Genomic DNA, 12,905 nt, shown 5'->3' with positions numbered 1-12,905 from the left:
ACATTGGTCTACCCTTAATAAGGTTTTTCGCAACGAATAAAGGAGTAGCGTGCAATGTCTAACAACGATAAAACACATCAATCACCCATTCATGGCACTGAAGAATCACAACCGGGAATGGACTCTCTGGCCCCTGCCGACGGCTCTCATCGCCCTTCCCCCGGCCCTTCAGCCCCAGGAGAACAACCGACGGCGCCGGGGAGCCTGAAATCCCCGGACACTGGAAATGAGAAGCTTAACGCTCTTGAGCCTCACCGCAAGAATGGAGAAGATCATGCCCTTACCACCAATCAGGGCGTCCGTATCGCCGATGACCAGAACTCCCTTCGCGCGGGCACGCGCGGCCCTACGCTGTTAGAAGACTTCATCCTGCGGGAGAAAATCACCCATTTTGACCACGAGCGAATTCCGGAGCGGATAGTTCACGCGCGTGGGTCAGCCGCACACGGTTATTTTCAGCCTTACAAAAGCCTGAAAGCGATCACCAAAGCCGATTTTCTTTCCGACCCGGATAAAACTACGCCGGTATTTGTGCGGTTCTCCACCGTACAAGGGGGGGCCGGTTCGGCTGACACCGTGCGTGATATTCGCGGCTTCGCCACGAAATTTTATACCGATGAGGGTATTTTCGACCTGGTCGGCAATAATACACCGGTTTTCTTCATCCAGGATGCGCACAAATTCCCGGACTTTGTCCATGCGGTAAAACCGGAACCCCACTGGGCCATACCGCAAGGACAAAGCGCGCACGATACTTTCTGGGACTACGTCTCCCTGCAGCCAGAGACACTGCACAACGTGATGTGGGCCATGTCCGATCGAGGGATCCCGCGCAGCTATCGCACCATGGAAGGGTTTGGTATTCACACCTTCCGCTTGATCAACGCAGAAGGCAAAGCCACCTTTGTACGCTTCCACTGGAAGCCCGTAGCGGGTAAAGCCTCACTGGTGTGGGATGAAGCGCAGAAACTGACCGGGCGCGATCCGGACTTCCATCGCCGCGAACTGTGGGAATCCATTGAAGCTGGCGACTTCCCGGAATACGAGCTGGGGCTTCAGCTCATCCCGGAAGAGGACGAATTTAAGTTTGATTTCGACCTCCTTGATCCCACCAAACTCATCCCGGAGGAGCTGGTACCGGTGCAACTGGTGGGCAAAATGGTGCTTAACCGCAACCCGGACAACTTCTTCGCCGAGAATGAACAGGTGGCGTTTCATCCGGGTCATATCGTTCCCGGGCTTGATTTCTCTAACGATCCTCTTTTGCAGGGACGTCTGTTCTCCTACACCGATACTCAAATCAGCCGTCTTGGCGGGCCTAACTTCCACGAAATACCGATTAACCGCCCGACCTGTCCGTATCACAATTTCCAGCGCGATGGGATGCATCGCCAGGATATCGACACCAATCCGGCCAACTATGAACCGAACTCAATTAACGATAACTGGCCGCGCGAAACGCCTCCGGGGCCGAAACGCGGCGGATTCGAATCTTATCAGGAGCGCGTGGAAGGGACCAAAATCCGCGAGCGTAGCCCGTCGTTCGGTGAATATTATGCCCAGCCTCGCCTGTTCTGGAACAGCCAGACGCCGATTGAGCAGCAGCATATTATCGGCGGTTTCAGCTTTGAACTGAGTAAAGTAGTGCGCACGTACATTCGTGAGCGCGTGGTCGATCAGTTAGCCCATATCGATATCCAGCTTGCCCAGAGCGTGGCGGATAACCTGGGTATCACACTTACTGACGAGCAGCGTAATGCTGCGCCAGCGAAAGACGTGAACGGGCTGAAAAAGGATCCGTCCCTCAGCCTGTATGCGGTACCGGGCGGGACTATCAAAGGCCGCGTGGTGGCTATCTTACTGAACGACACCCCCCGTGCCAGCGACGTTCTGGGCATTATGCAGGCGCTCAAAGCGAAAGGCGTGCACGCTAAACTGCTCTACTCCCGCATGGGTGAAGTGACAGCCGATGACGGCTCTGTCCTGCCCATTGCGGCGACCTTTGCCGGCGCGCCATCGTTGACGGTAGATGCGGTGATTGTGCCGTGCGGTGATATCGACAGCTTGCTGAAAAGCGGTGATGCTGCATATTACCTGCTGGAAGCCTATAAGCACCTGAAACCGATTGCGCTCTCCGGCGATGCACGCCAGTTTAAAACGCTGTTGAAGGTTGCGGATCAAGGGGAGGAAGGGATTGTCGAAGGGGATAGTGTCGACGATGCGTTTATGACTCGCCTCTTCGATCTGCTCGCCGCGCACCGCGTTTGGTCACGAAGCAGTAAAACCGACCAGATACCGGCGTAAAAAAACCGGGTGGAGCAAAAGCTCCCCCGGCATTCATTCCCAGGCCCGGTAAGACAAAAACGCCCCGGGCTTTTATTACAGATCCCGAAACGTCCCCGGACGGTATCCACGCCCGGCAATCTCATATTTCAGCGATGCCGACGTTAGCACCTCCAGCTCCGCAAGACGTGGCCAGCAGTAGGCACTTTTACGCACGGTATTATCGACAAACGCAGGGTGTGCCATCACTTCCAGCGATCGTTCACCGCGCGCGGTGGAATCATCCAGAACCTGCAGAAACAGCGCTTCGCTGATTTCATCGCCATAAAACGCGCTACTGAACCCCGCAGTTGATGGCACGGTAAAAGGCGATAGCCCCTGCACTTTACGATCGACGCGCATCGCCACCCCTTTACGTTGGGCAAAGTCGGCGACAATGGCAAAGATCGCCGGGATCATGTGCACATGATGGTGGCTATCGATATGCGTCGGTTCGCGGCCAAAGAGATCGATAAAGCGATTGAACTGGCCATCCAGTTCACGGGCAATCTCATCGAGTGGCAGCGCGCCCTGCTCTGCCTGTTCCCAAATCCATTTCCCCAACAGGCCATCGCGCGTCAGGCCCGGCATCGGTGAAAGCGGCATTCCGAGCGTCAGCACAAAGTGCATGCCCACGCCCAACGCCGGCAACTCGCGGCTCAACTGCGCCGCGTGTTCAAACCGCTTCACCGTTAACCAGTGCCGTTGTAGAGGTCACAACCCCGCCACGACAAGCTTCAACGATCCCGTAGTTCTGCCCCTTCGACAGGCCAAAATCATCGGCATTTACGATCAGCAGTTTTTCCATCGTAGATCCCCTTAACGGTGCTTGAACCTGAGTTTCTCAACCGTTGCAGCAAAATTTGGCAGCCATTTTTCGTGCGCAAGGATCATCTCACTCGCGAGGATTTCCGCATCGCGGTCGGAATGCACCAGCGGGCAGAGGTTCAGCGCCAGAAGCACGTCATTCAGTTCACCGCTCAGCGCAGCATTGCTCGCCGCCACTTCAAAGCCTTTGATGGTATGAATAAGCCCCATGACTTTTTCATCAAAGTGAGTAATGCGCGGATGCGGCGTTGCGCCATCGCGACCGAGGATGCAGGTCATCTCGATTGCCCAGTCTGCCGGAATATTATCGATATGCCCGTGGTGCGGCACGTTGACGTAATGCTCCGCCTGCTTGTCATTGTAAATGGCGTTGATCACTTCGCACGCGGCATCTGAATAGTATGCCCCGCCGCGCTGTTCTAGCTCTTTAGGTTTGACATTAAGGTGTGGATCTTTATACAAATCAAACAGCTGCTTTTCAACTTTCTGCACAACCTGAGCACGTGCGCCGCCTTTATAGTATTCGCCCATCTCAATAGCCAGCATCTCTTTCTGCTTAAAGTAATAGAGCAGATATGAACATGGCAGCAGGTTCAGTGACCGTATCAGCCCTTCGCTGAAGGGCAGATCAAAAATATTTTTTACCGATGCCGCAGTCAGGCGGCCCGATGCCACACCGTCGAGCAGTTCGTCAAAGCGCGACGTGCCGTTAACGATCACGTCTTTGATAAATACCATATGGTTCAGGCCAAACAGATCGATGGAAAGAGCGTCATTGTCGGTCAATTCCAGCACATCACGGATGAACATCTTCATACCAATTGGAATATTACAAACGCCAATAAAACGCTTGAAATGGGTGTGGCGGTAAACCGCTTCGGTCACCATGCCGGCCGGGTTGGTAAAGTTAATCACCCACGCATTTGGACAGATCTCTTCTACGTCTTTAATAATGTCAAAAATGACCGGAATGGTACGCAGACCTTTAAACAGACCGCCCGCACCGTTGGTTTCCTGGCCCAGGTAACCATGGCTCAGTGGAATACGCTCGTCCAGCTCACGCGCCTTCAACTGGCCGACGCGCAGCTGCGTGGTAACAAAGTCAGCATCTTTCAGTGCCAGACGGCGGTCCAGGGTTTTATGTACGGTTAACGGCACACCGGCTTTCTCAACCATGCGCTGGCACAGGTCAAAGATAATATTCAGCTTTTCCTGACCTTCTTCGACATCCACCAGCCATAATTCGCTGACCGGTAATTCATGATAACGTTTCAGGAACCCTTCCAGTAATTCTGGGGTATAGCTGCTGCCGCCACCAATGGTTACGACGTTTAATTTCTGTTGCATAATTTCTCCCTTAGCGTATCAGGGTAACCGCCTGCAAAGTATAGCGTGCTCTTCCCGCTATTTGGGCAAGCGCTTACGTCAATATTCGTGACGGCTAAAACCGTCGAGTGTTAATTAATTACCGTCAAATTCTTACGGTACCTGCTCGGTGTAAATGAAGTAAATTTTTTAAAGGTTTTAATAAACAGGCTGGGGCTACTGTAACCTGACTCATAGGCGATATCGGTTACAGAGTAATTGGTTATTTCCAGCTGTTTTTTGGCAAAATTAATGCGGATTTCATTAATAATTTGCACCGGTGTTTTACGAAAATAACGCTGGGTGGCACGGGTTAGGTATTCCTGAGATTTACCGGACAGCGCCACCATATTTTCCAGCGCATTGTCGCTAAACTGACATTTATCGTGCATCATTTCCACCGTGCCGCGCAGCCACTGCGGAATATCGTCAGTCACCTGCTGCTCTTCGCGATAGTGACGAAGACGGTTCATCACATAGAACGTCACGGTTTCAATAAATTCATCGAACTCATTGTCACGGAAGTTAAGCGATGCAATCACCGTTTCAATCCAGGTCATAAACTCGTTTTTGACGTGATAGACCTGCGACGCAACAAAACAGAACGGTAACAGCGGCAGGTAGTGTTTCTCAAAGAAACGTTTACTGATGCCAACGTTGAGGATGCGGGTGGCGCCAAATTCATAAAAACTCTGGTGATAGGATCCCATCGGCAGGAAGACAAAATCTCCACGCTCAAGCAGGACCCGTTTACCGTTAATTTCCTGATAGTAGCGGCCAGTCAGAACAATCGTGTACTCCAGGTAGTCATGCTGATGCAGACCGCTGGCGCTCTCCGTTTTGTTGTAAATAACCACGTGAAAATTCTTGCCGTTAAACAGTAGCTGTTCAAATGCCGTTTTAATTTCCATCGTGCTGACCTCCTGCTGCGCTATCTGGATTTACTGCATTTTCTCGTGAAGCTCAATTAACTCCGCCACCAGCTCGCGTGCCAGCATCGACGTCATCAGGTGATCCTGCGCGTGAACCAGCACCAGACTCATCTTCATCTTCCCTTCCCCCTGGTCGCCTTCAATCAGCTTCGTCTGCACAAGATGCGCTTCATTCAGTGCCATACGGGACTGATCCATCATAGTCTTTGCGGCGGCGAAATCACCAAGCTTAGCCTGTTTAAGTGCGGCATACGCCAGGCTGCGTGCTTGTCCTGAGTTGATGATAAGGCCCATGACCACTTCTTCGAGATCGTTCTCTGCGCTTTCTTCAGCAACGATACTGTCTAAATCTAACATCTTATAGCTCCTTTTAGCGGGCGCGGGATACCCGCGCCGGTTCATCCTAGAATTTCAGTGACAGGGCGATATCCTCTTCGCTCTCTTCTTCTTCGATAATGGTTGCGGCTTTGTTTGCTATCGCCACGAATGGCATATAGAGCAGTGTGGCAATCCCGAGGTTGAACAGCGCCAGCACGAAGGCAGCAACGCTACCGTTGGTGTTAAAGAACGCCCCCAGCCCAGCCGGCATTGTCCACGGCGCAATGTTGGTGATTGGCGGGATAATCCCCAGGTAATACGCCGTCAGGGTGATTGCAGCCAGCAGCGGTTGAACCAGGATGAAAGGAATGAACATTACCGGGTTCATGATGATTGGCAGACCGAACAGAATCGGTTCGTTAATCTGGAAGATGCCTGAGGGCAATGCCAGTTTCGCAACCTGACGATAATCAGCGCGGCGGGAGACAATAAAGATCGCGATAAGCAGACCCAGCGTCGCGCCGGTCCCCCCCAGGAAGATGTAGGAGTCCAGCATCGGCTTCGCCCATACATGGAAAGTTTTACCCGCTGCCAGCGCCGCATCAACAGAGCCGTACTGCTGGTAAATTGCCACGTTTTCCAGTGCCCACGGGGTCATGATACCGCTGTCCAGCGCCGCCAGCGCCAGGGAGCCATGCACGCCGAAGAACCACAGCAGGGAGGTGAAAATGACATACGCCCAACCGACCACGCCCCCCATAGACGCCAGCGGCGTAGAGATAGAGTCCATGATAATCTGGTGGAAATTTGTCCCCCAGTGAGCGAGCGCCCAGGCAACAATCCCCATGATAGAGAGAATAATAAAGCCTGGAATCAATGCGGAAAAGGAACGCGAAACCGATTCTGGAACGCTATCCGGTAAACGTATCACCCAGTTGCGGCGAATAATAAAGGTGAACATTTCGGCAACCACCAGTCCGATAATAATACCGGAAATAATGTTTGCCCCGCCAAGCCAGTTAGCGCCTACAGCATATGCCTCACCTACGCTGTATGGTGTGACGGTCATAAAGGCGGCAATGGACAATAAACCTGCCGCCAGCGGATCCACTTTACGCTCTTCTGCAAGCGCCATCCCAATAAAGAAAGGCGCCATCAACGACATAATCCCCAACGTACCGTTGTAGACATTGCCGCCAATGGCCTTAAGGCCGTTAAGGGTTTCAATCGTGGAAGCATCTAACCGAATGCCTAATGAATAAAAAAAAGATCCTTCACCAAAGCTCAGAAAAACGTTGTTAATTAAAACGAACATGGCCCCTGCCAGCGTCAACGGCATTAATTTAATAAACCCGTTTTTGATGGCATTGACGTGTGGCTGCTTTCCTATTTTAACAGCAAAAGGAAGGAGTACCTTTTCAAGTGAAGCGATAACTTTACTCATAGGTAAATACCCTTAAATGCCGCAACTTAGATTACGGCGTAGTGTGTATGAAATAACTCTTTGACGGGAAAAATAATAAAAAATTAATTAGCAGCTTTTTTAATTGCCGCAACAGCAGCTTTCAGTACACCCAAACCATCGATCTTGCCGTACAGGCCCGAGTCAATTACTTCGACAGGTTTATTCGGTAACAGACGTTGAATTTCCGGCAACATATAAGCAATTTGAGGCCCCAGTAAGACGACATCGGCTGCCTGGCCTTTTTCGCCCGCCAGCGTTTCAGGAAACGCTTCAATCACCACAGGTACTTCATACTTTTCGGCCTGAGCGCGCATTTTTGACACCAAAAGCGATGTTGACATGCCCGCTGAGCAGAACAGATAGATATGTTTCTTTTCCATAGTCATTTCCCTCATGTATGACTCCCTGCCGACGTCCACCACTCGACTTGCTCTCCTGGCTGGCAGGTAGTGTGCTTAGTGTTGATTATCTTTGGCATGAGTATACGCAATGGTATAGAGAGGAGATAATTCTGGATAGAGTAAAATTGTCTCTCATTGACCTGGCGAGTTGATTACCTTCACATTTCGGGCAAATAATTCGCGCAAATAAATAAGATTTACATCTGCATAAAAAACCGGCCACAAGGCCGGTTAGTTAGCATCTTCAGGCAAATAAGGTTATTGAGCCTTAGGGGCCTGCGGATCGGTGTCGTATTCGGCACAGGTCTGGTAACCTGAGTTCATGACGCGCCCGGTTTCATCCAGGGCAACAAAATAGGTCTCAGCCTTACCATCCCGTTGACCCAGAATATAGGTCTGACAGGTACCCTTCGCGTGGATCATGGTCACTTCAGAAGACGGTTTCCCGGCAATCGCCGCAACCTGCGAACGCGTCATCCCTTTTTTGACATCTTTAACCACGGGCTGTGTGAACTGATCTTTAGTGCGATCGTAAGCCGTACATCCTGCCAGCATAGTCAGAACCGCCGCTGCGCTTAAAATTCCTGCTACGTTCTTGTTCATATTCCGTCCTCTTGTTTATCAGCGTGTTATCTAAGCATGGGATAAAAACCGGGATTGTTCAACTTTGCGAGTTACGCCAGAGGAATTTCGGAAAAATCTAATAAAACAACGATAAGCCAGCAGAAGACGGTAAAAATGCGCACTCAGGACGGTGAACCTTGTCGTTTACCGTTTAAAGGGTTAGTTTTAACAAATCACATATTCTGTAGAGGGAGGGCGTAATGGCTCTGCAACAAGACATTATTCAGGCACTGGGCGCTAAGCCTGCAGTAGACGCGAATGAAGAGATCCGCCGAAGCGTTGATTTTCTAAAATCTTACCTGAAAACCAACGCCTTCCTGAAATCGCTGGTGCTCGGCATTAGCGGAGGACAGGACTCCACGCTGACCGGCAAACTGTGTCAAATGGCGATAACAGAGTTGCGCCAGGAGACGGGCGATAGCGCCCTGCAGTTTATCGCCGTTCGCCTGCCTTATGGCGTACAGGCAGACGAACAGGATTGCCAGGACGCCATCGCCTTTATTCAGCCTGACCGTGTCCTCACCGTGAACATCAAAGGTTCAGTGCTGGCAAGCGAGCAGGCGCTGCGCGAAGCCGGCATTGAGCTAAGCGATTTTGTCCGCGGGAATGAAAAAGCGCGCGAACGAATGAAAGCGCAGTACAGCATCGCGGGCATGAACAACGGACTTGTGGTGGGTACCGATCACGCCGCGGAAGCTCTTACCGGCTTCTTTACCAAATATGGCGATGGCGGCACCGACATTAACCCGATCTTCCGCCTGAACAAGCGGCAGGGCAAACAACTGCTGGCCGCTTTAGGCTGCCCGGCGCATCTTTATCAGAAAGCCCCGACGGCCGACCTGGAAGACGATCGCCCTTCCCTGCCGGATGAAGCCGCCCTGGGCGTTACCTATGACAACATAGATGATTATCTCGAAGGCAAAAAGCTGGATGAAAGTACGGCGAAGATTATCGAAGGCTGGTATCTGAAAACCGAGCACAAGCGTCGCACGCCGATCACGGTGTTCGATGACTTCTGGAAAAAATAGCTCAACTCTATGCCCGGTATGCCCGGCGACGTGTCGCTTGCCGGGCCAGACTATGTGCAGGCTGAACACGCGTAACCTTCCAGCCTCTTTTTTAACCAGCGAACACCTGTTACACTGTATACCTGAACAGTACATGGAGCAATGTGTGAGCAGGCGTCAATCCGCCCCGCGTCTTGAATTTGAAGCGGCGGCAATCTATGAGTATCCCGAACATCTGCGCCCCTGGCTTGAGGCCCTGCCAAAACAGCCGGGAGTGTATATCTTTCACGGTGAGAGCGACACCTTGCCGCTTTATATCGGCAAAAGCATCAATATACGCAGTCGGGTGTTGTCCCATTTGCGCACGGCGGATGAAGCCGCAATGCTGCGCCAGTCGCGGCGTATCACCTGGTATCCAACAGCGGGAGAGATGGGCGCGTTATTGCTCGAAGCCCGGTTAATAAAAGAGCAGCAACCGCTGTTTAACAAGCGACTGCGCCGCAATCGTCAGCTTTGTTCATTGCAAATTACCGCCGGTAAGCCGCAGGTGGTATACGCACGCGAAATCGATTTCTCCCATGCGCCGAACCTCTATGGTCTGTTCGCCAACAAACGCACCGCCCTGCAAAGCCTGCAAACCCTGGCTGATGATTTACAGCTTTGCTACAGCCTGTTGGGCCTCGAAGCTACCACCCGCGGGCGCGCCTGTTTCCGTTTCGCCCTGAAGCGATGTGCGGGTGCTTGCTGCAATAAAGAGAGCGTTGAGGCGCATCAGGCCCGTCTACTTGAGGGGCTGGTGGCCATCAGCGTTAACTGCTGGCCGTGGGAGGGTGCCGTGGCGCTCAAAGAGGTGGGCGATGTGATGACACAATATCACATCATCCATAACTGGCTTTGGCTTGGCGCGGTCGACAATCTTAACGACGCTGCCAGCTTGCTACGCACCCCCGCCGGGTTCGACCATGATGGCTACAAAATTCTCTGTAAACCCGTGCTCACCGGTAAGTTTGAGGTCATTTTGCTCAGTGACCCGGCTGCCAGATAATCTCGCTAAACAACAGCGCGCCTTTCGATTCCAGCAAACGGAGGGTATGGGTTCCCTCCTCCCAACTGGCGCCCTGGTCGGCGGTGAGCAATTTTTCGCCGAGTTGCCAAACACCACTCAACACCAAGACCACTCCACCGCGTGAAGCGAACGTCGTGAAGGTCCGCTCGGCGACGCGCACGTTAGCCTGACAGTGTTCCCGTCGGGTTATGATGTTGAAGTCCATTGACATCTGGCCTTCCGTGAGCAACGCCTTCACTGACAGTTCGCCAGTAAAACGGTAAGGCTGATGATGCGTTAATGTATGGCAAAATGCCGGCCCCGCATCCAGCATCACTTCTCTCCCTTCCAGCAGCGTGATAACCCGCTCCACCCCCGGAAAAGACGAGAACTCTCCATTACTGGCAATGGACGCAATACTGGCGCGCCACGAAAAATCGCGCGTCGCCGGGGGAAAACAACAAATCTTACGCGTCTCGCCAGCACCATTACGCCAGAGGCTTACCGGCATTTTACGGATATCAAAAAACTCCATCACCACTCCTGAAAGGCGCAACATGCGCCAGGGCAAAGATATCGCTATCGTTGGGTTACAGAGCTGTTATCGGCAGCAAAGCGGGCAGGCCTTAACCGGTCGGAAATAAAAATTATAACATCCTGACACGGCTCACTATTCTTAGTGCCATTCGCGGGACAAAGCCGCGCCGGTGAAGGCAGATAAGGGGGGGGGGGAGGAGTGGAAAGAAAAAACCGCCGGTCTTGCCCACAGCGTTTACGCTATTGTGGACAGGATCCCGACGGTCTTTAGAAGGTAAACCGATTATTCGGTTGGTGCAGGCATTTTACCTTCTGGCGCTGGCCGTTCTGTCAGACGCTTCTCAAAATTGGCATTAAACTGCTTTTTCTGTTCCGGGGTCAGAATGTTGTAAATCTTGTTCTGGGTTTCCATGCGAGCCAGCATACCGGCCTTGTGCTGCTCAGCCATTTTGTCGATCTGCGCTTCGGCTTTGGCTTTATCGAAGCTGTCGCTGGCGATAATGTCATGCATCGCGCGGCGTTCTTCCAGCGGCGGACGTTTCATCTGGTCACGCTGGCTTTTCATGATGTCGCGAACCTGCTGCTTCTGCGCATCGGTCAGGTTCAGGCCTTTAAACATCATGTCGTGGTGCATACCCGGTTTACCTTTATGATGCATCATTTTACCTTCGGCTGGGGCAGCAGTCGCGGTATCTGCGGCGAACGCCGTGCTGGTAGCGCCCAGAGCCAGGGTAGAAGCAACAAACAGTGCAGTTAACTTACGCATAATTTATTTCCTTACTTTCAGTTATTCTTCGGCGCTATGCCGTGTTGACGAGATTAACTTTACGGGGTTTATCGTCAATTATTCAGAGTAACGGTAAAACAATGAAAGTGTTAAAAACAATTTATCACCAAATATGGAGGAATTAAGGAAAAAAGATGGAGAGTTGAAACAAGAATACACAATATACTGATTTTAAAGAGATTATGAAGGAGTATAACCAGACAGCGATTATAAATAAAGCAATTATCCAGGAATATTCCGCAAAATAAACGTGATCGTCTTCATAGCTAAAAAAATATTTTCCCCTCGCAAAATGAGAGGGGATACAATCATGACAACTTTTCCAGCATCAGTCCGGCTCGCAGACCGAAGGCCACTGAGGGATTGGGGAATAAAACATACTCCGTGGTGCGTTGTACTTCATAGCGCTCGTCACCGTCCTCAGCCAGCAGCACGCCTTTGCGAAACGGGGTGAAGTTTAGCGTGTGGGCGGCCATATGAAGATGAAACGCCTCGCTGCGCCGCGTGATCTGTTGTACGACCCGATAACGCACGACCGAATTATGCGCGTGCTCTGGCGTCGCGCCCCCCAGTAAAGCCTGTACAGCGTGATGCGTTGGCGCAAACCGCGTGAGGTCGTTCTGCCCAAACGGCAGCGCCTTACCCAGTTCCAGCGTGCAGGCTAGTGCGCCAAACGTCTCACCGGTAAAATGGGTAAATGTTCCGCCTGGCGACTGATGAAAGACCAGTGCCTCCAGCCCTGCATCGCCCAGCCAGCTCAGGAAGGATTCATCCCACGGCTGATTACGCTGCGGCAACACGCCAAAGCGCACGTGGTATGACGTACGGATCGCCGTATGCAGATCGAGATGCCAGCGCGCCCCCCCTGCAGCGGTAAAGAAAGTGGTCACAGCCGCCTCCAGCCACTGCGCCCGCATCGTCTCCCCCCCCGGTGGGAACTGCGCCCACCGCCCACCGAACATACGGTTGATATCATTCAGTAAATAGCGCTTGTTTTGCGCAAGCGCTGGCGGATTACCGAACACCACCAGCATACGGCACTGCAGGCTGATGTCACCGCGGGATAACTCGCGCAGCAGCTGGTCGACAATCTCAACAGGCGCCGTTTCGTTACCGTGAATACCGCATGAAAGCAGCAGGGACAGCTCGCCCTGAGCGTAAGGCGTCAGTTCGAGTACGCCGCGTCCCAGCCACCGCCAGTGGAACGAGGGGCCTTCCCCCTCACGTTGTTCGGGCGTTTCGTCCGCCAGCGTCAGCGTCAGAAAATGTTCCAT

At 52.4% G+C, this 12,905-nt stretch carries 12 protein-coding genes and 1 pseudogene; 3 read left to right on the top strand and 10 right to left on the bottom strand.

What is annotated here, in order from left to right; genetic code table 11:
• The first annotated feature begins 54 nt into the window (after window positions 1-54).
• Window positions 55-2,304: a catalase HPII gene (gene katE / locus NL510_RS10090; RefSeq protein WP_253384202.1), complete on the top strand. Its 2,250-nt coding sequence runs from the start codon at window positions 55-57 to the stop codon at window positions 2,302-2,304.
• A 75-nt stretch (window positions 2,305-2,379) separates the two neighbouring features.
• On the opposite strand, the pseudogene chbG reads toward katE, so the two are convergent.
• From chbG to osmE, 7 genes and pseudogenes are all read right to left on the bottom strand, one after another.
• Window positions 2,380-3,130: pseudogene (gene chbG, locus NL510_RS10085) on the bottom strand (chitin disaccharide deacetylase).
• Window positions 3,131-3,141: 11 nt separating this feature from the next.
• Window positions 3,142-4,497, bottom strand: a complete 1,356-nt coding sequence (locus NL510_RS10080; RefSeq protein ID WP_253384200.1) for a 6-phospho-beta-glucosidase — start codon at window positions 4,495-4,497, stop codon at window positions 3,142-3,144.
• Window positions 4,498-4,607: 110 nt separating this feature from the next.
• Window positions 4,608-5,450, bottom strand: coding sequence for a transcriptional regulator ChbR (chbR, locus tag NL510_RS10075; protein ID WP_253384853.1), 843 nt, complete (start codon window positions 5,448-5,450; stop codon window positions 4,608-4,610).
• A gap of 6 nt (window positions 5,451-5,456) precedes the next feature.
• Window positions 5,457-5,804 (bottom strand): PTS N,N'-diacetylchitobiose transporter subunit IIA, encoded by a 348-nt coding sequence (gene chbA, locus NL510_RS10070; RefSeq protein ID WP_253384198.1) that lies wholly within the window; start codon window positions 5,802-5,804, stop codon window positions 5,457-5,459.
• 46 nt (window positions 5,805-5,850) lie between these two features.
• A complete protein-coding gene (chbC, locus tag NL510_RS10065) occupies window positions 5,851-7,209 on the bottom strand; it encodes a PTS N,N'-diacetylchitobiose transporter subunit IIC (protein WP_253384196.1) in 1,359 nt (452 codons plus the stop codon).
• 83 nt (window positions 7,210-7,292) lie between these two features.
• Entirely contained in the window at window positions 7,293-7,616 is a 324-nt protein-coding gene (gene chbB / locus NL510_RS10060; RefSeq protein WP_301308603.1) for a PTS N,N'-diacetylchitobiose transporter subunit IIB, read from the bottom strand.
• 273 nt (window positions 7,617-7,889) lie between these two features.
• Window positions 7,890-8,234, bottom strand: a complete 345-nt coding sequence (gene osmE, locus NL510_RS10055; protein WP_253384194.1) for an osmotically-inducible lipoprotein OsmE — start codon at window positions 8,232-8,234, stop codon at window positions 7,890-7,892.
• Between the two features lie 221 nt (window positions 8,235-8,455).
• Here osmE and nadE point away from each other — a divergent pair, with 221 nt between their 5' ends.
• Both nadE and cho read left to right on the top strand, forming a co-directional pair.
• A complete protein-coding gene (gene nadE, locus NL510_RS10050) occupies window positions 8,456-9,283 on the top strand; it encodes an NAD(+) synthase (RefSeq protein WP_253384192.1) in 828 nt (275 codons plus the stop codon).
• 145 nt (window positions 9,284-9,428) lie between these two features.
• On the top strand, window positions 9,429-10,307 hold the full coding sequence (gene cho / locus NL510_RS10045) for an excinuclease Cho (RefSeq protein ID WP_253384190.1): 879 nt from the start codon (window positions 9,429-9,431) through the stop codon (window positions 10,305-10,307).
• Here the strand turns inward: cho and ves are convergent.
• The 3 genes from ves to astE form a co-directional block, all read right to left on the bottom strand.
• Window positions 10,285-10,842, bottom strand: a complete 558-nt coding sequence (gene ves / locus NL510_RS10040; protein WP_253384188.1) for an environmental stress-induced protein Ves — start codon at window positions 10,840-10,842, stop codon at window positions 10,285-10,287. The genes cho and ves overlap by 23 nt on opposite strands.
• Before the next feature lie 285 nt (window positions 10,843-11,127).
• On the bottom strand, window positions 11,128-11,610 hold the full coding sequence (gene spy, locus NL510_RS10035; RefSeq protein ID WP_253384186.1) for an ATP-independent periplasmic protein-refolding chaperone Spy: 483 nt from the start codon (window positions 11,608-11,610) through the stop codon (window positions 11,128-11,130).
• Window positions 11,611-11,939: 329 nt separating this feature from the next.
• Window positions 11,940-12,905, bottom strand: a complete 966-nt coding sequence (astE, locus tag NL510_RS10030; RefSeq protein ID WP_253384184.1) for a succinylglutamate desuccinylase — start codon at window positions 12,903-12,905, stop codon at window positions 11,940-11,942.

Origin of the sequence: unidentified bacterial endosymbiont (assembly GCF_918797525.1) — a bacterium.
Lineage (GTDB): Bacteria > Pseudomonadota > Gammaproteobacteria > Enterobacterales > Enterobacteriaceae > Enterobacter.
The sequence above is the reverse complement of the archived record's forward strand: the minus strand, read 5'-3'. Positions and strand labels throughout refer to the sequence as shown.